Origin of the sequence: Rhodoblastus sp. 17X3 (genome assembly GCF_030056575.1) — a bacterium.
Classification (GTDB): domain Bacteria; phylum Pseudomonadota; class Alphaproteobacteria; order Rhizobiales; family Beijerinckiaceae; genus Rhodoblastus.
The window spans coordinates 57,328-76,585 of the sequence record NZ_JASHHX010000009.1 but is presented as its reverse complement, the minus strand read 5'-3'; the positions used below and the strand labels follow the sequence as shown (position 1 = coordinate 76,585).

The following is a 19,258-nucleotide window of genomic DNA, read 5'->3' as shown; positions in this document are numbered from 1 at the left end:
CTGGCGCGCCTCGCCCGCCGCAGGACGCCATGCCCCAGACAGCTTTTCCGATCAAGGCCGCCCTCACCAGCAAATGCCCGCGCTGCGGCCAGGGCAAATTATTCGACGGCTTCCTGACGCTGGCCCCGCGCTGCGACTCCTGCGGGCTCGACTATTCCTTCGCCGATTCCGGCGACGGCCCTGCCGTTTTTGTCACCTTGCTCGCCGGCTTCGTCGTGCTGGGCATCGCTTTATGGGTCGAATTGACCTATGAGCCGCCGTTCTGGCTCCATCTCGTCATTTTTTTCCCACTGACGATCATCATCTGCCTCGGCATGTTGCGCCCGCTGAAAAGCTTCATGGTCGCCGCGCAATTCCATCACAAGGCCGAGGAAGGCCGGCTGAAGGACTGAAGCGCAAAATGGGCCTGCTGCGCCGCCACTTCGTTCTGCTGATCTGTGTCGTTCTGGGCGTCGGCCTGTGCTCCGGGCTCGGGTTCTGGCAATGGCATCGCCTCGCCTGGAAAGAGGGCCTGCTGGCGCAGATCGCCGCGCGCCGCGACGCCTCGCCCGCGCCCCCGCCGCCCCGCGCCGACTGGCCCGGCCTCAAGCCCGACGATTACGACTACCGTCCCGTGACCTTGCGCGGCGTATTCGATCACACGAAGGAATCCTACCTCTTCCGCGCCAGCGCCACCGGCGCCGCGGGCGGCGGCCCCGGCTATGAGATCGTCGCGCCGCTGCGCCTCGACGGTGGCGGCGTGGTCTTCGTCAATAGGGGCTTTGTGCCGGCCGAGTTGAAAGATCCGGCGGCGCGCGCGACTGGGCAGATCGCCGGTGAAACGCAAGTCACCGGACTGATGCGTCGCCCCGAAAGCCGCAATTTCTTCACTCCGCCCGACGAACCGGCGAAAAACCTCTGGTTCACTCGCGACCCCTCAGCTCTGGCCGCGCATTGGAGCCTGGCCGAATCAGCGCCCTTCAGCGTCGACGCCGATGCGGCGCCCAATCCCGGCGGCTGGCCGAAGGGGGCCGCGACCGTGACGACCATTCCCAACAATCATTTGTCCTATGCGTTGACCTGGTTCGCGCTCGCCGCGACGCTCGCCGCCGTCGCCGGACTCTATGTCTGGCGACGAGAAATCGCCGGGCGAGAGGCGGGACGCGAGACCCGCTAAGCCTCTTTCGAAGGCCGCCGCGATTTGCATCGGACGCGACTCATGCTGCGCAACAACATCAATTCTGTTGCGGCGCTCGATGACTCTTCCTCAACGGGCGGATAGTGTCGTCCAAACCAGAAATGGGGTCGACATGCCGCTGTTCTCGTTCGAGATCGCTCAAGGCGGTAAGCCGCCCTTCGTCGCGCGGACCGAATCCTTGCCGGATATCCGCGCGGCCTGGTGTCAGGTCGAAGCTCTTGCGCTCACGATCGGGCATCGCGACGGCGCCTCCATTCGGGTCAAGAACGCCGATGGCGGCATCGTCATTCTCACCGGCGTCGCCACCGCGCTGGCCATGATTGGAAAGTGCAGCCGCCCGGACTGCCCTCTGAAGGCCAGGAAAGGCGCGGCGGCGAAGCTCTCCCCGATGCGGTCACAGTCCTCATTTTGGCGCCGCCCCGATCAGGAAGCGCCGACGCTCTGACCAAAGCGCGCCTCAGAAAAGAAGAAATGAAAAAGCGGCTGTTCCTGCTTCGTCACGCCAAGTCGTCGTGGAAGGATCTGTCGCTCCCGGATCACGACCGCCCGTTGAACAAGCGCGGGCGCAAGGCGGCCGCGGCCATGCGGCGGCTGGTTCGTTCCGAGCGGATAAGCCCGGATCTCATCTGCGTGTCCAGCGCGCTGCGAACCCAGCAGACGCTTGAGGCGCTCCAGCCGTGGGAAGAACCGCCAGAGATAAAGGTCGAGGAAGCGCTCTATCTGGCGCCGGCGCCGCAACTTCTGGAGCGGTTGCGCAAAATCCCGGATTCGACGCGCGCCGTTCTCGTGATCGGCCATAATCCCGGCCTGCAGGAATTGGCCCTTCTCCTCGTCGGCGGTAACGACCATTTGGCGGAGGATGCGCTCAGACGACGTCTGGCCGAATCTTTTCCTACGGGGGCTTTGGCGGAATTCGCCCTGGATTGTTCATGGGCGCGAATTGGTCGCGGAGCGGGACGGCTGACGCGTTTCGTTACGCCGCGAGAGCTGGAATAGGCTCTGGACCGCCCTGGCGGCGTCGATGCGGGACGATGGCCAAGCCTCAGGCGAAGCGCGCGAGGGCCGCGCCGATCCAGATCGCGCCCGCCATGCAAAGCGCGCAGAAGACGGCGGCCGAGCCCATGTCCTTGACGATTTTGATGACGGGATCGATTTGGGGCGTCGTTCGATCGCAGAGCTTTTCGATACTCGTATTGAGCAGCTCGACCGCCAGCACAGCCAGCAGACACGCGATCAGTTCCGCGCGACGAAAGAAATCCGGCGTCAGCAGTAAGGCGACAGGGACTGCGGCGGCGAGCACGGCCGTTTCCAGGCGGAAGGCGCGCTCGGTCCGCCAGGCGCTGGCGAGACCCGCGAGAGAGGCGGTCAAGGCTCGGGAAATTTGATGCTTGCTCAAGATGGGCCGCGATTTCGACAGATTGAGCGCCGTTTGATGGCGCGTCGAACGGTCGCATAAAATTGTTTCCGTTCTCTCTCCGCTGGAAACGTGGATCGGACTCAAAGCGCCGCCCGGACATGACAGCGGGGCGACAAGGCGCTAAAAGGCGGCTCGTCTCACCGGAAAGAACCCGTGGCCTATATTTCGACGCGCGGCGAAGCGCCCAAACTCTCCTTCACCGAAGCACTGCTCGCCGGCCTCGCGCCCGACGGCGGCCTTTACGTGCCGGAGGCCATGCCGCATCTCGCGGCCGAGACCTTGCGCGGCTTCGCGGGCAAGCCCTATGTCGATGTGGCGCAGTCGGTCATCTCCCCCTACCTCGACGCGACTCTGCCGGCCGACGAATTCAAACCCATGCTCGAGGCCGCCTATGCGAGCTTCCGCCACAAGGCGGTGACGCCGCTGGCCCAGATCGACGACAATCTCTTCGTGCTGGAGTTGTTCCACGGCCCGACGCTCGCCTTCAAGGACGTGGCGATGCAATTGCTCGGGCGGCTGATGGACCGGGCGCTGAAAGCGCGCGGCAAGCGCGCCACCATCATCGGCGCCACATCGGGCGACACCGGCGCCGCCGCGATCGAGGCCTTTCGCGGCCTCGACCAGGTCGATGTCTTCATTCTTTATCCGCACGGCCGCGTCTCCGACGTGCAGCGCCGCCAGATGACCACGGTAGCGGCGGACAATATCCACGCCATCGCGCTCGAAGGCACTTTCGACGACGCCCAGGCCATCCTGAAGCGCTTCTTCCGCAACCAGCCCTTGCGTGAAGAGCTTGGCCTCTCGGGCGTGAATTCGATCAATTTCGCCCGCGTCGTGGCGCAGATGGTCTATTATTTCACCTCCGCCGCCGTGCTGGGCGGGCCGTTGCGGAAAGTCTCGTTCACGGTGCCGACCGGCAATTTCGGCGACATTCTCGCCGGCCACATGGCGCGACAGATGGGCCTTCCCATCGAAAAGCTCGTCGTCGCCACCAATTCCAACGACATTCTCGCCCGCGCGCTGGCTACGGGCCGCTATGAGGTGCGCGGCGTCCATGCGACGCAGTCGCCCTCGATGGACATTCAGGTCTCGTCCAATTTCGAGCGCCTTCTGTTCGACGCCGTCGGCCGCGACGCGGCCGAGATCCGGGGCCTGATGGCGAGTCTCGACCAGTCCGGCGCTTTCGACATTCCGCCCGCCGCGCTGGAAAAAATCCGCGAGGAATTCTCCGCCGGGGCGGCCAGCGAGGCGGAAACCGCGGGCGAAATCGCGCGGACCTGGCGCGAGTGCGAATATATTCTCGATCCCCACACCGCCGTCGCAGTCCATGTCGCGCGGAAAAACCTGGCGCGCGATCCCGCGACCCCAATGGTGGCGCTCGGCACCGCCCATCCGGCCAAATTCCCCGACGCCGTGCGCGCGGCGACCGGCCTGTCCGCGCCGCTGCCGGCGCATCTCGCCGACCTGTTCGAGCGCAAGGAGCGTTTCGACGTGCTGCCGAACGACGAACAGGCGATCGCGAGCTTCGTCCGCGCCCGCGCCCGCGCCGTCACTTTGGCTCAAAAGTGAAACGGGCCCGGCATGGCGGTTGAAATCAGCGAACTGCCCTCCGGACTGCGAATCGTCACGGATTCCATGCCCGGGCTGGAGACCGCCTCGCTCGGCGTTTTCGTCGCCGCCGGCTCGCGCAACGAGGACGCGTCCGAACAGGGCCTGTCGCATCTGCTCGAACATATGGCCTTCAAGGGCACGCGGCGGCGCGACGCCCGCGCCATAGCGGAAGACATCGAAAGCGCGGGCGGCGATCTCAACGCCGCGACCGGCGTGGAAAGCACATCCTATTACGCCCGCGTGCTGCGCGAGGATTGCGAACTGGCGCTGGACGTGCTCGCCGATATTCTGACCGCAAGCCTGTTCGACCCGGCGGAGCTGGAGCGCGAGAAGGATGTGATCCTGCAGGAAATCGCGGCTTTGCAGGACACGCCCGACGATTTCGTGATCGATCTGTTCAACGCCGCCGCCTTTCCCGACCAGCCCGTCGGCCGCGCCATCCTCGGCACGCCGGAGCGCGTGCGCGGCTTCGACCGCGACGCCATCGAGCTTTATCTCCAGCGCCATTATGGCGCGCGGGCCTGCGTGATCGCGGGCGCGGGGGCGGTCGATCATGCGCAGATCCGCGACGCCTCGGAACGCCTGTTCGCCTCCCTGCCCGTCGCGCCGCCGGTCGCGCTGGAGCCCGCACGATATGCCGGCGGCGAAAAGCTGGTCGCGAAAAAGCTGGAGCAGACCCAGGTCGTGATCGGCTTCGAGGGCCGCGCCTATGCCGACCCGCAGAATTACGCCGCGCATCTCTTCGCCAACGCTATCGGCGGCGGCATGGCCAGCCCGCTGTTTCAGGAAGTGCGGGAAAAACGCGGCCTCGCCTATTCCATTTCCTCGTTCCACTGGCCCTTCTTCGACACCGGCCTGTTCGGCTTCGAAGCCGCGACCTCGGGCCGCAGCGTGCGCGAACTGGTGGAGGTCAGCCTGTCGTGCCTCGCCGGGGCCGCGCATTCCTTGGGGGAGGCCGATCTCGTCCGGGCGAAGGCGCAGACCAAGGTCGGCCTGCTGACGGCGCTGGAAAGCTCTTCGGCGCGCGCGGAACAGATCGCACGGCAGATCACGATATTCGGCCGGGTTCTGACGCGCGCGGAAATGATCGAGAAGATTGACGCCCTCGGCCTCTCCGACGTGCAGGCGGCGGGCGCCGCCATGTTGCGCACGGCCCCGACCGTCGCCATTCTCGGCGCCGTCCGCAAGGCGCCGGGCGCCGCCGAGGTTGCGGCGCTGCTCGGCGGCGTCTAGCTCGAGACTGTCATAAATTGCGCGCTTTATGCTAACCTGACGCAAGATACGCCGCGATGACCATGAATTTTTTCGGACTTCAGCGCAAAAAACCCGTCCCCGGCCGCCTCGACGGCGAGGGCGTCTATCTGCGCGCCGCGCTGCCCGGCGATTTCGAGCCGTGGCGGCAGCTTCGCAGCGCGAGCCGCGCCTTTCTGACGCCTTGGGAGCCGAGTTGGCCGGTCGACGACCTGACCAAGCCCGCCTTTCAGCGCCGCATCCAGCGCCAGGACCGCGAGCGCGCGGAGGACGAATCCCATGGCTTCCTGATTTTTCGCTCCCGGGACGACGCCCTGCTCGGCGGAATCACGCTCGGCAATGTGCGGCGCGGCGTCGCCCAATGCGCGACGCTCGGCTATTGGATGGGCGAAAAACACGCCGGCCAAGGCTATATGGCCAAGGCCGTTCGCGCCTTGCTGCGCCACGCCTTTCTCGAAATGCGGCTTCATCGCGTCGAGGCCGCCTGCGCGCCGGAAAACGAGCGTTCGCGCCGGCTGCTCGAACATCTCGGCTTCCAGCGCGAGGGCTTCGCCCGGGCCTATCTGCTCATTGACGGCGCCTGGCAGGACCATCTTCTTTTCGCCATGCTGGAGGGCGATTTCCTGCGTGGAGACGCCGCCGCCGCGCATCCGTCGCTTCCGGGCTGAGGAGCCGTCTTCGTCACAGTTTCGACACTAAGCTGCGGCACGGCAGCCCCTTCGCCCGATCGCGCCGGAAATCCCACCTTGAGAGCCTAGGCAATCGCGGCGAGATTTGCGAAAACCCCCTGCGGCCTTTCGTGCGCCGCGTTACGCCCTTTCACGCCCAAAGGTCATGTGAGCCTGTCCCGCTTCGCCTTCCTGCTGCTGTTGCCGCTTTTCGCCGCGCTCGCCGGGCTTAATCCCGCCGCTGCCGTCGAATCGGTGCGCGTGCCGCCGGACGCCCAGGCCATCGACCTGACGCACTGGGTCGAGAATTATTCCAATCAGGGCGACCGCATCCAGGTCTCCACCGCGCCAGGTCCCGACGGCATCGTCCGCCGAATCGAGGTTCACGCCCGCGAGGCCGGCGCGCATCCGTCCTGGATCGTGTTCGCGCTCACTAATGACACCGACGAGCAGATGGAGCGGCTGATCGTCGCGCCGCATTTCCGCCTGGTCGGCTCTGGCGTGATCTGGCCGGACCTCGGCTCCGAGCGCATTTCCGAAATCACCGCGAGCCAGGGCATTCCTCCCGAAAAGGAAGACACGCCCGACGCCGACGTCTTCCGCGTGACGCTCGACCCCGGCGCCACCGTGACTTATGTGGCCGAGCTGAAGACGCCGAAACTGCCGCAGCTCTATCTTTGGGAGCCCGAAGCCTTCAAGGACAAGACCACCGGCCTGACGCTTTACAAGGGCATCGTCATCGGCATCGCCGGCCTGCTCGCCCTGTTCCTGACCATCGTCTTCGTCGTCAAGGGCGCCGTGATCTTCCCGGCCGCCGCCGCGCTGGCCTGGGCGGTTCTGGCCTATATCTCCATCGATTTCGGCTTCTGGTCCAAGATCTTCGGCACCGAGGCCAATGCCGACCGCGTCTGGCGCGCCGGCGCCGAAACCGTGCTCTCGGCCACGCTTGTGGTCTTTCTTTTCGCCTATCTCAACCTCAGCCGCTGGCATGTCCGCGCCTCCCATATCGCGGGCGTCTGGCTGGCCTTCCTGCTCGCCCTCGTCGGCCTCGCCGTCTATGATCCTTCCGTCGCGGCGGGCGTGGCGCGCATTTCCCTGGCCACCGTGGCCGCCGTCGGCCTGATCCTGGTGATCTATCTCGCCACCCATGGCGTCGAACGCGCGGTCATGCTCATTCCGACCTGGCTGCTGCTGGTGGTCTGGGTCTGCGCGGCGGCCTTCACGGTCAACGGCTCCATCGCCAACGACCTCGCCTCCCCCGCGCTGCTGGGCGGCCTCGTGCTGCTGGTGATGCTGATCGGCTTCACCATCATGCAGAGCGCCTTCGCCGCCGGCGGCGTCGCCCATGGCGCGATCAGCGACGTCGAGCGCAAGGCGCTGGCGCTGACAGGCGCCAATGACATCATTTTCGACTGGGACGTCATCAACGACCAGATCTATGTCAGCCCGGAAATCGAGGATCAGCTCGGCCTGCGCCGCAGCGACCTCGAAGGTCCGGCCTCGTCCTGGATGAGCCTGCTGCATCCGCTGGAGCGCGACCGCTATCGCGCCTGCCTCGACACGGTGCTGGAGCAGCGCCGCGGCCGCGTCAGCCAGGACTTCCGCCTTCATGCGAGCGACGGCCATTATTTCTGGTTCCGACTGCGCGCGCGCCCTGTGGTCGGGCCGGATGGCGACGTGGTGCGGCTGGTCGGCACGCTGACCGACGTGACCGAGCAGAAAAACGCCTTCGAGCGCCTGCTGCACGACGCCGTCCATGACAATCTGACCGGCCTGCCCAATCGCGAAATCTTCTTCGACCGTCTTGAACTGGCGCTGATCCAGGCCGAGACGCCGCCCCACCATCGCCCGACCGTGCTGTGCGTCGATATCGACCGCTTCAGCAAGATCGTCGAAACCGTCGGCGTCTCGGCCGGCGATTCGATCCTGCTGACCGTTGCGCGGCGGCTGGGCCGCCTGTTGCAGCCCCGCGACACGCTGGCGCGCATTTCAGGCGACATGTTCGCTGTGATTCTCGCTTCCGAGGCCGCGACGGAGCAGATCGTCAATCTGGCCGACCGCATCCGCCGCACCGTCTCCGCGCCGGTCACCTTCGCCAACAAGGAAATCCCTCTCGGCGTTTCGGTCGGCATCGCCCTGTTCGACCCGCAATGGCATCCCAAGCGCGAGGACATGCTCAAGGACGCCGAGATCGCCATGCGCCACGCCAAGCGCGACGGCGGCGGCCGGATCGAGGTTTTCCGGCCCTCCATGCGGTCGCAGGGCTCCAATCGGCAGGCGCTGGAAAGCGAGTTGCGCCATGCGCTCGATCGCGACGAGATCAAGCTGTTCTTCCAGCCCATCGTCCGGCTGGACGACCGCACCGTCGCCGGCTTCGAGGCGTTGCTGCGCTGGCAGCATCCGCGTCTTGGCCGCGTCGAGCCAAGCGAATTCCTGCCGCTCGCCGAGGAAACCGGGCTGATCGTCGATCTCGGCCGCTTCGTCATGCAGCGCGCGGCGCGAGAGCTTGCCGCCTGGCAGAAGGCGCTGGACGTCAATCCGCCGATTTTCGCCAGCGTCAATATTTCCTCGGCGCGCCTGCTGCGCCACGACCTGCTGCCCGACGTGAAGAACGTCCTGACCCGAGTCGGCGTCGCCCCCGGCTCGCTGAAGCTGGAATTCAGCGAGGCTTTGGTGATGGCCAATCCCGAATATGCGGCGCAGATTCTCGGTCGCCTCAAGGAGTTGGGCGCGGGCCTCGGCCTCTCCGGCTTCGGCTCGGGCTATTCCTCGCTGGCCTATCTCCAACGCTTTCCGTTCGACATGATCCGGATCGACCGCGCCTTCGCCCGTCAGGACGGACTGACCAATCGCCCGGCCATGCTTCGCTCTGTCGTTACGCTCGCCCATGATTTCGGCATGGAGGCGATCGCCGAGGGCGCGGAGAGCGAATCGGATGTGATCGAATTTTCGCAAATCGGCTGCGAATACGCCGTCGGCTTCGCCTTCGGCCATCCGCTGAGCGCCACCGACGCCCGCAAGCTCGTGGGCGCGTCGGCCGAGCCCGCCCTTTAATCAGAGCGGGCGGTCAGGCGTGACCGGCGTCGTCGGCGAGGAAGCGCAGATCGACGCCGATCGCGCCCAAAGCCCGCTCATATTTCGTCTCGTGCTCGGGATCGAACAGCAGGAACGAATCGGCCGGGCAAATCATCCAGCTATTGGCCAGAATCTCCTTTTCGAGCTGGCCTGGCGACCACCCGGCATAGCCCAGCGCCAGAACGGCCTTTTCCGGCCCGTCGCCCTGCGCGATGGCGCGCAAAACATCGAGCGTCGCCGTCATGGAGACGCTGTCGTCGATCAACAACGTGGCCTCCTCGGCGCGATAATCCGGCGAATGCAGCACGAAGCCCCGGCTGGCGTCCACCGGCCCGCCGGCGAGAACGCGATGCCGGCCCATGGTTTCGGCGAATCGCGGCGTGTCCTGCGAGCCGATCACCTTGAGTTGAAGCAGCAGATCGACGAAATTGACGCCGTGGGCGGGATGATTCACGATAATGCCCATGGCCCCTTCCTCGGAATGGGCGCAGATATAGATGACCGACCGCACGAAATAATCGTCTTGCAGGCTGGGCATGGCCACAAGACATTTGCCTTCGAGAAATGGTCCTGGCCCGGCTTTGTTCACTTTCGCAACCTTCCCGCTGCCCTTCCGCGTCCCAAGCCGGACGCCGGCGCAGCACGCAGACTGAGGAGACATGCTAAAGGATGGCCGCGCAAAGGGAAGCCAAAACGTTTCGCACTTTCCGGTCGGGTCGTGCGACGCCTGTCGCCCTCGCGGCGGCGGCCCTCTCTCTCGCGGCGGCGGCCCTCGCCCTCGCAAGCGCCTTTTACGCCCCAACTCTTGCCGCGGATTGGGTCTCGGGGCCGAAATCCCAGGCGCGGCTGGTCGATGGCGGGATTCATGATGGCGCCCGATATGCCGGAGCGCAAATCCGCCTCTCCGGCGCGGCTGTGACCTATTGGCGGGATCCCGGCGAGGCCGGCGTTCCGCCGACCTTCGATTTCGCCGGATCGGACAATGTCGCCGAGGCGGACGTGGTCTATCCTCAGCCTGAGCGGATCGACGAGGACGGCAATCAGGTTTTCGGCTATCGCGGCGAGGTCCTCTTTCCCATCCGGATCGCGCCCGTCGATCCCAAAAAGCCGATGACTTTGGCGCTGAAGCTCGATTACGCCGCCTGCGAGAAGATCTGCATTCCCGCCCATGCGCAGTTGAGCCTGTCCCTGCCGCCGCAGCCGCGCGAGGCCGAAAGCCAACTGCTCGACGATTCCCTGCGGCAGATTCCGAAAATTCTCGAAGGCGAGGCGGCCGCGAGCTTCGCGGTCGCGGCGCCGGCGCCGCCCGCGAGCGGGAAGCCGCAATGGCAGGTGAAAATCAACGCTGACGCGCGCGACCTGTTCGTCGAGCCGCCGACGGGCTTCTATTTCGACGTGCGGCCGGATAAGGAGAAAAACGCCTTCCTTCTGACCCTCGCCCAGCACCCCGGCAAGAAGAAGCGGCCGGACCTGCCGCTGCGGATCACCGTTTCCGGCCCCGCCCCCGCCGAATTTGACCTCGCCCTGCCCGCCGCCAGCAACTGAACCATACGAAACGGATTCTGCCGCCATGTCGCGACTGGATTTCACCAGCCATCGCCTTTGCGTCGGCGCCCCGCTCCAGGCGGGCGCGACCATCGAGTTGACGCGCGAACAGACCAATTATCTGGTTAATGTCCTGCGTCTCGGCGAAGGCGCGCGGCTGCTCGTCTTCAACGGAAGCAACGGCGAGTGGCGCGCGGCGCTCGCTCCGCAAGGCAAGAAATCCGCGTCCTTGCGCATCGAGGAGCAGAGCCGTCCGCAGGAAAACCTGCCCGATCTCGACTATATCTTCGCGCCGCTGAAACACGCCCGGCTCGACTACATGGCCCAGAAGGCGGTGGAAATGGGCGCGCGGCGGCTGCGTCCGGCGCTGACCCGGCGCACCCAGGCCAGCCGGATCAATCTCGAACGCATGCGCGCGAATGTCGTCGAGGCAGCGGAGCAATGTGGCCTGCTTGCGCTCGCCGAGGTGCTGGAGGAGCAGAAACTCGACGCCATCTTACACAACTGGCCTGAAGACAGGCTGCTGATCTTCTGCGACGAGGCGGCGGAGATCGCCGATCCGCTCGACGCCCTGCGCCGGGCTGGCGCAGGCTTCCAGAAATTCGCCGTGCTGATCGGGCCCGAGGGCGGCTTCGACGAGGCGGAAAGGGGAGCTCTCGCCCGCGTCGCGCCGGTCGCCCGCCTGTCGCTGGGGCCGCGCGTTCTGCGCGCCGACACGGCTGCTGTCGCCGCTTTGGCTCTCGTCCAGGCCACGCTGGGCGACTGGCGCGGCTGATCGGGGCGCGGCCAACCCGCGCGACATGATGTCGCCATCATGTTGGGGTCAAAAAGGCGACCCTTTCCAGAGAGATTCGGGATGACCGCCAAAAAGCAAGAACAGTCGGCCCCAATTCACCTGATCGCCTGCGCTGTGCTCGCTCTCAGCCCATTTTTGGGCGCAGCCGCCTCCGTGGCGGCCGAAAATCAACTCCGGCTCAGCGCGCCGCTCGCGCTCCCCCCGCCGATCACGACCGGCGAAACGCACATACCCGCCGCCCGGCCCGCCGCTTCGGCGCCCGCGCATATGAATTACATGGCCGGCAACGCCGAGATCGTCGAGCCGCGCGGCCGCCTGCGCCTGCGCCCCATGAATCTCGGGGGCATGTAAGGAAGCTCGGGGGCGTGTAAGACCGCAAGCGTCGATTAATACACGCAGGTTTCAAAGGCGGGCGCGATATCGCCCTTCCAGGCCCGGTGAAACAGGGCCAGCCGCTTCTGGGCGAGATTTTCCCCGCGCGCGGCGATCTCTTCCAGGACATCGATATAAATCGTTTCATCGCGCCCCTCGGCGTCGAACCGACGACGGCGCACGAGTCCGGACCGCGCCAGGGGAAGAATTTCGCGCGCAAGCTCCAGCAGGCTGCGCCCGCCGATCCGCGCCGCAAGCCCCTCGCGCGGGACCGCCGCCCGCAACGCCGCGCGATCGCCGACACTGTAGCCCTTCACCTGTTCCCAGGCCGCCGCGCTGGACTCCTTGTCGTAGAACAGGCCGGCGCACAGCGCGGTAAAGGCGAGGATGTGGGCGCGCGGGCCGACGTCGGCGCCCCGCATCTCCATATAACGCTTGAGCCGCACTTCGGGGAAAATGGTCGAAAGATGGTTTGCCCAATCGGAGATCGTTGCGAATTCGCCCGGCAATTGCGGCAACTTGCCCGCCAGCAGGTCGCGGAACGAGGCCCCCGCGACATCGTGATAGACGTCGCCGCGCTTGACGAAATAGAGCGGCACGTCGAGGGCGTAATCGACATAGCGCTCGAAGCCCATTCCCGGCTCGAAGGCGAAGGGCAACATGCCCGTGCGGTCGGCGTCCGTATCGGTCCAGATCTGCGAGCGCATCGACTGGAAGCCGTTGGGCTTGCCGTCCGTGAAGGGCGAATTGGCGAAAAGCGCAGTGAACAAAGGCTGCAGGCTCAGGGCCAGCCGCAGTTTCGCGACCATGTCCTCTTCGGAGCCGAAATCAATATTGGTCTGCACGGTCGAAGTGCGGAACATCATGTCGAGGCCGAGCTTTCCGACCTTTGGCATGTAGCGCGCCATGATCTGATAGCGCTGCTTCGGCATGACCGGCGTCTCGTCGCGCCGCCACAGCGGGCTCATGCCAAGATCGAGAAAGGCGAGGCCGAGCTTTTCGCAAATCGGCGCGAGCGCCGCGAAATGCGCCTCAAGCTCAGCGCCCGTCTGGTGCGCATTGTCAAGCGGCGCGCCCGACAATTCGAATTGCCCGCCCGGCTCGAGCGAAATGGCGCCGCCGCCTTGCGGATCGAAAAGTCCGATCAGCGCGTCGCCGTCCTCGATCGGCTCCCAGCCGCTTGACGCGCGCAGGCCTTCCATCAGCGCGCGAATGCCCCCGCGTCCGTCGGGACGTCCATCATAGGGCACGGGCGCATGGCCCAAGCGATAGAATGGAATCTTCTCATGCTCCGTCCCGATGCGGAACGGCCCCTGCGGCTTGCACCCGGCCTCAAACCATCCGACCAGTTCGTCGCGCGACGAGATGCGGTTTTCATCGACTAGGTCACGGGCCATGTCCGGCTTTCAAACGGGGTCTCAAGGTCGGGGAGGGTCGGGAACTGGCGCAAAATGCCTGGAATGCGCCGGGCGGCGCCGTCCAGTTCCATTCCGTTTTGCGCGCTCCTCATCGGGGCGGTCGACGCCCCAGGATGCGGTCGCGCGCAGCGCAGCCTTTTCCCCTCCGACGATGCACTAGATAGGACGATGCGGCGGAAGCTGCAATCGCAGCCTGTCCGCGCCCGGAAAAATCGGCTTTGCATTTCTGGAGAGAGCAGCAAGCCAGCCGGGCGTTCGACCCCTCCGGCGCGGGAATGCGCCGGAGGCCGCTCGATACAAGCAGGTTTCGCGCCAGACAAGAGCCAATCCCGCTTCCTGAGATTTATAAGAAGCCGGCCGCCTCACCTGATCTGGCGTCAGTCGGAGGCCTGATCGACGATCGTCTGGCTTTCCGGCGTCAGCCCCTTCGACTTGCTGGCCGGCTTGACCAGCGGCTCGGGATTGAAGCGCGGCTGGTCGGGCGCGAAGAAGGGCGGCGGCGCGCCGCCCGCCTTCTGGATCGCCAGCCGGTCGAGATCGCGCAGGCGCACCGCGTCCACGGCCTCGCGGGCGGCGTCGGGATCGCCGCGAATTTCCGCGATCGCCGCGCCGCCGAAGGTCAGCGCCGATTCGAGCGTTTCGCGGATCTGGTAATCAACGCCCCTGTCGAGCAGGTCGATGGCGTGAATGCGGTCATAGGCGCGCACGAAAATCTTCGCCGTCGGGAAATTGTCGCGCGCCAGGGCGACAATGGCGTTGGCGATGTCGCGGTCGCCAACGCAAATGGCGATGATCCGCGCCTCGCCGGCGCCCGCCGCGCGCAGCACGTCGAGCCTGCAGCCGTCGCCGAAATAGACCTTGAAGCCGAACTTGCCGGCGTCGCGGATGCGCTTGACCGAGGAATCGATCACGGTGACGTCGATGCGCTCGGCAAGCAGAGGCTGCACCGAGATCTGCCCGAAGCGGCCAAAGCCGACCACCAGCACCTTTCCGCGCTTTTCCTTGGGAACGGACGGCGGCGGCGGCTCGACCGCGCCTTCCGGTTCGGGCGGATGGCGGCTTTCGAACCGGGCCGCGAAATACTCCACGCCCTTGGCGAAAAAGGGCCCGGCGACCATGGTGATCGCGGCGAGCGCCGACAACAGGCTGGAATCCGCCTGCGGCATCAGATGGGCCGCAGCCGCGAGCGGGAAAATGGCGAAGGAAAATTCGCCCGCCGGCGTCAGGATTCCGGCGGCGCTGAGCGATTCCCGCGAGGTCGAGCCTGTCAGCCGGAACAGAATGAAGACGATGGCCATTTTTGCGCAGAGAATGGCCAGCGCCGCGCCCGCGAGCAGCCCGAGCCGCGCCCCGACCAGATGGGCGTCCACCGACATGCCGACCGACATGAAGAACAGGCCCATCAGCAGGCCGCGAAACGGTTCGATATCGGCTTCGAGCTGATGGCGGAAATTGGACTCCGACAGCAGCAGGCCCGCGAGAAAGGCGCCCAGCGCCATCGACATGCCGACCGCCTGCATCAGCACCGCCGCGCCGAGCACGATAAACAAGGCCGCCGCCGTGAGGATTTCGCGCGCGCCGGCCCGCGCCAGCACGCGGAACAGCGGGTTGAGGGCGTAATGGCCGGCGAGAATGACGAAAGCCAGCGCCGCGAAGGCCTGCGACAGATTGATCAGCGCGTCGTGCATCGAACCGGCCAGCGAGGACGCGGCGCCGGCCGCCCCGCCGCCGAGCAGCGGAATCAGGGCCAAAGCGGGCGCGACGGCGATATCCTGCGCCAGCAGGACCGCGAAGGCGCGCCGGCCGTAGGCCGTTTGCGCGTCGCCGCGCTCCTCCAGCAATTGCATGGCGATGGCGGTGGCGGAAAAGGCCAGCGCCAGACCCGCCGCGAGGGCGCCGAACAGGCCGAGATTCAGGAATTTGTGTGCGGCATAGGCCAGAGGCCCGGCGGTCAGCACCATCTGGCTGACGCCGATCAGCCCGATGTCGCGCCGCAAGGCATAGAGCCGCTGGGGCTTGAGCGACAGGCCGATCAGAAAGAGCAGCAGCACGACGCCGAGTTGGGAAATGTTGAGCGTCATCTTCGGCTCGGCGATCAGCCCGAGGCCCGAGGGGCCAATGGCGATGCCGGCGACGAGATAGCCGATGACGGAGCCGAGCCCCGCGAAGCGGAAGGACGCCGCAAACACGATCGAGGCGGCGAGAAGAATCAGGATCGGGACGAGAAAGCTCGTCTCGCTGCTCATTTCCGGCATGTGGCCCGCAGGAGGTTCAGATCATGGCGGCGATTCGCCGCGCGCCGGCGATGCCTTAGGCAAGGATAGAGGCGAAAGCGCGGCGCGGGAAGCCGTTTCGCCCCCGGCCCGCGCTTGACATCGCCGCGCCCCGCGCCCACAAGATTTTTCAGCCAAGACCCGTCCTTAGAGGTCCCAGACCTGTCCCTAGAGGTCCCCGGATGAGCGCCACGCCCACTCTGAAGCCCCGTCTGAACGTCTTTCTTTGCGCGCCGCGCGGCTTCTGCGCCGGCGTCGTGCGCGCGATCGACATTGTCGAACACGCCCTGCGCAAATTCGGCGCGCCCGTCTATGTGCGCCACGAGATCGTCCACAACCGCTATGTTGTCGAGGGCCTCAAGCGCAAGGGCGCGATCTTCGTCGAAGAGTTGGACGAAGTGCCGGACAATGGCGCTCCCGTCGTGTTTTCGGCCCATGGCGTCCCGAAAGCCGTGCCGGTCGAGGCCGAAAGCCGGAAGCTGCTCGCGATCGACGCCACCTGCCCGCTGGTGACCAAGGTCCATCGCGAGGCGGAGATCCATTATCGGCGCGGCCGCAAGGTCGTGCTGGTCGGCCACAAGGGCCACACGGAAGTCATCGGCACCATGGGCCAGCTGCCCGAAGGCGCGGTGGTGCTGGTGGAAAGTCCGGAAGACGTCGCCGCGCTGCCCTTCCCGGCCGACGAACCGATCGCCTATGTCACCCAGACCACTTTGTCGGTGGACGACATGCAGGAAGTGGTCAACGCCCTGCAGGAAAAATATCCCCAGATCGCGGGGCCGCATAAGCAGGACATCTGCTACGCCACCACCAACCGCCAGGAAGCGGTCAAGGAAATCGCCCACAAGGTGGACGCCTTCATCGTGGTCGGCTCGCCCAATTCCTCCAATTCGCAGCGCCTCAAGGAAGTGGCCGAGCGCAACGGCTGCCGCCGCGCCCAACTCGTCCTGCGCGCCACCGACATCGACTGGAGCCAGCTGGAAGGGGTCGCCTCGCTCGGCGTCACCGCCGGCGCCTCGGCGCCGGAAGTGCTAGTCGAGGAAATTCTCGACGCCGTCGGCGAAAAATTCGAGCTGGTGATCGACACCATCACCACTGCCACGGAAGACGTATCCTTCCCGCTGCCGCGCACCCTGCGCGAAAAAGTCGCCTGACCGGCCCAAAGCCGGTTCAGCCGGAATGTCTCAAGGGCGGCGCAAGGGTCACCGACCGTGCCGCCCTTTTACGTTTCGGCACAACGCTTCATGACCGCGCGGCGCCTCCGGCGCGGCGCAAGACTCCGCGAAAGACCATGCAGACGAACTCCTCCGCCGAACATCCTTTCGACGCCTTCCGCGCCCTGCTCGCGCAAATGCCCGTCGCCTCCGCCGAAGCCGTCGCCGCCGTGCGCGCCCGCGACGCGCAGTTGACCAAGCCGCCGGGCGCGCTCGGCCGGCTTGAGGAGATCGTCGAGTGGCTCGCCGCCTGGCAGGACCGCGCCGAGCCGACCGCCGAGCGGCCGACCGTGGTGGTGTTCGCCGCCAATCACGGCGTCGTCGCACAGGGCGTCTCGCCCTATCCGGCCAGCGTCACCGCGCAGATGCTGAAGAATTTCTCCGCGGGCGGCGCGGCCGTGAATCAGATCTGCGCCGTCAATGGCGCCGGGCTGAAAGTGTTCGAACTCGCGCTCAACCTGCCGACCAAGGACATCACCGAGGCGCCGGCAATGGAGGCGCGCGAATGCGCCGCGACCATCGCCTATGGCATGGAGGCGATCGCCGGCGGCGCCGACCTGCTGGCGCTCGGCGAAATGGGCATTGGCAACACCACCATCGCCGCGGCCATCTATTACGCGCTCTATGGCGGCGAGGCGGAAGATTGGGTCGGGCGCGGCACGGGCGTCAATGACGAAGGCCTGGCGCGCAAGGCCAACGCCGTGCGGCGCGCGGTCGCCTTGCACCGCGACCATCTCGACGATCCGTTCGAACTGTTGCGCCGCCTTGGCGGGCGCGAGGTCGCGGCCATGGCCGGCGCCATTCTCGCGGCGCGCATGGAGCGCACGCCGGTGCTGCTCGACGGCTATGTGGTCTGCGCGGCGGCGGCAGTTCTGCACGCGCTCGACCCGTCAAGCATTGACCATTGCCTCGCCGGCCATGCCTCGGCGGAAGCCGCCCATGCGGAAGTGCTGAAACGGCTCGGCAAGAAGCCGCTGCTCGATCTCGGCATGAGGCTCGGCGAAGGCTCCGGCGCGGCGCTCGCCATCGGCCTGGTCAAGGCGGCGGTCGCTTGCCACAAGGACATGGCGACATTCTCGTCGGCCGGCGTCGACAACAAGGGCGCGTGAGGCGCGGCTCTCGTATCTCGGGGCCAGCTGCAAGTAGGCGCAATCTCCCCCCCCCGGCGCTCCCCGCCGGATGGCCGCAGTCGGCTCGAAGCCGTCATCCGCAGGATGTTCGGCGATCGTCCCAAGTCGACCCGAAGCGGCAATAAGCGTTCATCCTGGAATGGCGGCAAAGAGCAAAACAGGGGGCCTTTGGCGCAGATGTTTCACGCGTCTTCGCCGCGCGCGCCGACGGCGTATTCCTCACGCCACTGCGATGGCGTCTTGCCGGATCTCTTCTTGAACGCGCGCACGAAACTGCCATGCCCTGAATAGGACAGCGCGGACGCGATCTCGCCGATCGGCAGGTCGGTGAGGGCGAGAAGCTCCTGGGCGAGCCGGAAACGAGCTTCATCGCGAATTTCGATGAACGAGGTTCCTTCGTCCAAGAGCCGCCGATTCAGCTTGCGGGGGTGCATGTCGAGATTCCTGGCGACGTCGTTGAACGACGGCGCGCCCTGCAGGACAAGCGGCTTGATCAAATGACGGAGCACGACCCCCGGAGTCGCGGCGGCGCCGAGGAAAGACGCCCTTAGCTGCGCCCCAAGCGCAGCGTGACGCGGCGCATCGGCGCGTGGATTGGGCCGCTCCAGATCTTCGCGCTTCAGGATCAGGCAGGATTGATACTGATCGAAAAGCACTTTCGTTTTCAGAACCTGCCGATAAACGCCGGGATCGGCCGGCGGCCTGTGGCAGAAATGAATTTCGAGCGGACTGACATCGCCTCCTGTCAGCGCACGAACCATGTTTGCGCCGACTGCCATGGTCAGACCGTAAACCTGAATTGCGCTGGGGTGGTGCCGCTCAAAAATGGCGTAGCCAAGCGCGATGCATTCGCCGAGCGCGTAACAATAGGTCGTGGCGCCGAGCGATATGCCGACCTGAACGCCGAGAAAATCGCGTATGGCGTGACCGAGCGTCGGCGCGACATCCATGAGTTGTCCAATTGCGCCGAACGAACGATGGTCGCCGCGCGCGCCGGCGAGCAGCCCGAATTGCTCCAGTCCCGTCAATCTTTGGCAATTTTCCAGAAATGCGACGGCATCGCCGAACGGAATCATTGCATCTGGCGTCAAATCCTGCTCGCCGAACGCCAGTCCGGCGCAGGCCTCGCGCGGATCGACGCCCAGCTCGCGGAGCTGGTCCAGCGCTCCGCAGAGCGCCTGAGCCTGTTGCAGGGGCGCGTCGTTAGAATGCTTCATTTTCAATGCGTCTTGTCGGAAACTGAGAAACACCTGTTCGCGGATAAGTGTAACGTCCGGCTCAAGCGCTACGCTAATAAAATAAGGCGGCGCG

At 65.8% G+C, this 19,258-nt stretch carries 18 protein-coding genes; 13 read left to right on the top strand and 5 right to left on the bottom strand.

The window, feature by feature from the left end; translation table 11 throughout:
- Positions 1-29: 29 nt before the first annotated feature.
- The 4 genes from QM467_RS10490 (at position 30) to QM467_RS10475 (ending at position 2,173) form a co-directional block, all read left to right on the top strand.
- Positions 30-392 carry a DUF983 domain-containing protein gene (locus tag QM467_RS10490; protein WP_283366266.1) on the top strand — a complete coding sequence of 121 codons (363 nt, stop codon included), beginning with the start codon at positions 30-32 and terminating at the stop codon, positions 390-392.
- A gap of 8 nt (positions 393-400) precedes the next feature.
- On the top strand, positions 401-1,156 hold the full coding sequence (locus QM467_RS10485; RefSeq protein WP_283366265.1) for an SURF1 family protein: 756 nt from the start codon (positions 401-403) through the stop codon (positions 1,154-1,156).
- 133 nt (positions 1,157-1,289) lie between these two features.
- The gene (locus QM467_RS10480) at positions 1,290-1,622 is read left to right on the top strand and encodes a hypothetical protein (protein WP_283366264.1); all 333 of its coding nucleotides are present in this window, start codon (positions 1,290-1,292) and stop codon (positions 1,620-1,622) included.
- A 26-nt stretch (positions 1,623-1,648) separates the two neighbouring features.
- Complete coding sequence (locus QM467_RS10475; RefSeq protein WP_283366263.1) at positions 1,649-2,173, top strand: SixA phosphatase family protein; 525 nt, start codon at positions 1,649-1,651, stop codon at positions 2,171-2,173.
- Between the two features lie 46 nt (positions 2,174-2,219).
- On the opposite strand, the gene QM467_RS10470 is transcribed toward QM467_RS10475, so the two are convergent.
- A complete protein-coding gene (locus QM467_RS10470; protein WP_283366262.1) occupies positions 2,220-2,573 on the bottom strand; it encodes a diacylglycerol kinase in 354 nt (117 codons plus the stop codon).
- A 174-nt stretch (positions 2,574-2,747) separates the two neighbouring features.
- Between QM467_RS10470 and thrC the strand changes: the two genes are divergently transcribed.
- The 4 genes from thrC to QM467_RS10450 all read left to right on the top strand — a co-directional run bounded on the left by thrC (position 2,748) and on the right by QM467_RS10450 (position 9,178).
- Positions 2,748-4,163, top strand: a complete 1,416-nt coding sequence (gene thrC / locus QM467_RS10465; RefSeq protein WP_283366261.1) for a threonine synthase — start codon at positions 2,748-2,750, stop codon at positions 4,161-4,163.
- Positions 4,164-4,175: 12 nt separating this feature from the next.
- The gene (locus tag QM467_RS10460) at positions 4,176-5,438 is read left to right on the top strand and encodes a M16 family metallopeptidase (protein WP_283366260.1); all 1,263 of its coding nucleotides are present in this window, start codon (positions 4,176-4,178) and stop codon (positions 5,436-5,438) included.
- Positions 5,439-5,500: 62 nt separating this feature from the next.
- Complete coding sequence (locus tag QM467_RS10455; RefSeq protein ID WP_283366337.1) at positions 5,501-6,124, top strand: GNAT family N-acetyltransferase; 624 nt, start codon at positions 5,501-5,503, stop codon at positions 6,122-6,124.
- A 168-nt stretch (positions 6,125-6,292) separates the two neighbouring features.
- Positions 6,293-9,178 (top strand): EAL domain-containing protein, encoded by a 2,886-nt coding sequence (locus tag QM467_RS10450; RefSeq protein WP_283366259.1) that lies wholly within the window; start codon positions 6,293-6,295, stop codon positions 9,176-9,178.
- Positions 9,179-9,191: 13 nt separating this feature from the next.
- Here QM467_RS10450 and QM467_RS10445 read toward each other — a convergent pair whose 3' ends face one another.
- On the bottom strand, positions 9,192-9,860 hold the full coding sequence (locus QM467_RS10445) for a YqgE/AlgH family protein (protein ID WP_283366258.1): 669 nt from the start codon (positions 9,858-9,860) through the stop codon (positions 9,192-9,194).
- Between the two features lie 8 nt (positions 9,861-9,868).
- Between QM467_RS10445 and QM467_RS10440 the strand changes: the two genes are divergently transcribed.
- The 3 genes from QM467_RS10440 to QM467_RS10430 all read left to right on the top strand — a co-directional run bounded on the left by QM467_RS10440 (position 9,869) and on the right by QM467_RS10430 (position 11,891).
- Complete coding sequence (locus QM467_RS10440; protein WP_283366257.1) at positions 9,869-10,744, top strand: protein-disulfide reductase DsbD domain-containing protein; 876 nt, start codon at positions 9,869-9,871, stop codon at positions 10,742-10,744.
- A 25-nt stretch (positions 10,745-10,769) separates the two neighbouring features.
- Positions 10,770-11,519, top strand: coding sequence for a 16S rRNA (uracil(1498)-N(3))-methyltransferase (locus QM467_RS10435; RefSeq protein ID WP_283366256.1), 750 nt, complete (start codon positions 10,770-10,772; stop codon positions 11,517-11,519).
- Positions 11,520-11,600: 81 nt separating this feature from the next.
- Positions 11,601-11,891 (top strand): hypothetical protein, encoded by a 291-nt coding sequence (locus tag QM467_RS10430; RefSeq protein ID WP_283366255.1) that lies wholly within the window; start codon positions 11,601-11,603, stop codon positions 11,889-11,891.
- A 35-nt stretch (positions 11,892-11,926) separates the two neighbouring features.
- Here QM467_RS10430 and QM467_RS10425 read toward each other — a convergent pair whose 3' ends face one another.
- Both QM467_RS10425 and QM467_RS10420 read right to left on the bottom strand, forming a co-directional pair.
- Positions 11,927-13,309: a glutamate--cysteine ligase gene (locus tag QM467_RS10425; protein ID WP_283366254.1), complete on the bottom strand. Its 1,383-nt coding sequence runs from the start codon at positions 13,307-13,309 to the stop codon at positions 11,927-11,929.
- Positions 13,310-13,707: 398 nt separating this feature from the next.
- Positions 13,708-15,576 (bottom strand): cation:proton antiporter domain-containing protein, encoded by a 1,869-nt coding sequence (locus QM467_RS10420; protein WP_283366253.1) that lies wholly within the window; start codon positions 15,574-15,576, stop codon positions 13,708-13,710.
- A 209-nt stretch (positions 15,577-15,785) separates the two neighbouring features.
- Here QM467_RS10420 and ispH point away from each other — a divergent pair, with 209 nt between their 5' ends.
- Complete coding sequence (gene ispH / locus QM467_RS10415; RefSeq protein ID WP_283366252.1) at positions 15,786-16,757, top strand: 4-hydroxy-3-methylbut-2-enyl diphosphate reductase; 972 nt, start codon at positions 15,786-15,788, stop codon at positions 16,755-16,757.
- 137 nt (positions 16,758-16,894) lie between these two features.
- Positions 16,895-17,926, top strand: a complete 1,032-nt coding sequence (cobT, locus tag QM467_RS10410) for a nicotinate-nucleotide--dimethylbenzimidazole phosphoribosyltransferase (RefSeq protein WP_283366251.1) — start codon at positions 16,895-16,897, stop codon at positions 17,924-17,926.
- Positions 17,927-18,129: 203 nt separating this feature from the next.
- On the opposite strand, the gene QM467_RS10405 is transcribed toward cobT, so the two are convergent.
- Positions 18,130-19,164, bottom strand: a complete 1,035-nt coding sequence (locus tag QM467_RS10405) for an AraC family transcriptional regulator (protein WP_283366250.1) — start codon at positions 19,162-19,164, stop codon at positions 18,130-18,132.
- Positions 19,165-19,258: the final 94 nt, after the last annotated feature.

Coding starts and splice junctions, on each gene's coding strand:
- QM467_RS10490 (WP_283366266.1), top strand. CDS start 30: ATGCCCCAGACAGCTTTTCCGATCAAGGCCGCCCTCACCAGCAAATGC.
- QM467_RS10485 (WP_283366265.1), top strand. CDS start 401: ATGGGCCTGCTGCGCCGCCACTTCGTTCTGCTGATCTGTGTCGTTCTG.
- QM467_RS10480 (WP_283366264.1), top strand. CDS start 1,290: ATGCCGCTGTTCTCGTTCGAGATCGCTCAAGGCGGTAAGCCGCCCTTC.
- QM467_RS10475 (WP_283366263.1), top strand. CDS start 1,649: ATGAAAAAGCGGCTGTTCCTGCTTCGTCACGCCAAGTCGTCGTGGAAG.
- QM467_RS10460 (WP_283366260.1), top strand. CDS start 4,176: ATGGCGGTTGAAATCAGCGAACTGCCCTCCGGACTGCGAATCGTCACG.
- QM467_RS10455 (WP_283366337.1), top strand. CDS start 5,501: ATGAATTTTTTCGGACTTCAGCGCAAAAAACCCGTCCCCGGCCGCCTC.
- QM467_RS10445 (WP_283366258.1), bottom strand. CDS start 9,860: ATGTCTCCTCAGTCTGCGTGCTGCGCCGGCGTCCGGCTTGGGACGCGG.
- QM467_RS10440 (WP_283366257.1), top strand. CDS start 9,869: ATGGCCGCGCAAAGGGAAGCCAAAACGTTTCGCACTTTCCGGTCGGGT.
- QM467_RS10435 (WP_283366256.1), top strand. CDS start 10,770: ATGTCGCGACTGGATTTCACCAGCCATCGCCTTTGCGTCGGCGCCCCG.
- QM467_RS10430 (WP_283366255.1), top strand. CDS start 11,601: ATGACCGCCAAAAAGCAAGAACAGTCGGCCCCAATTCACCTGATCGCC.
- QM467_RS10425 (WP_283366254.1), bottom strand. CDS start 13,309: ATGGCCCGTGACCTAGTCGATGAAAACCGCATCTCGTCGCGCGACGAA.
- QM467_RS10420 (WP_283366253.1), bottom strand. CDS start 15,576: ATGAGCAGCGAGACGAGCTTTCTCGTCCCGATCCTGATTCTTCTCGCC.
- ispH (WP_283366252.1), top strand. CDS start 15,786: ATGAGCGCCACGCCCACTCTGAAGCCCCGTCTGAACGTCTTTCTTTGC.
- cobT (WP_283366251.1), top strand. CDS start 16,895: ATGCAGACGAACTCCTCCGCCGAACATCCTTTCGACGCCTTCCGCGCC.
- QM467_RS10405 (WP_283366250.1), bottom strand. CDS start 19,164: ATGAAGCATTCTAACGACGCGCCCCTGCAACAGGCTCAGGCGCTCTGC.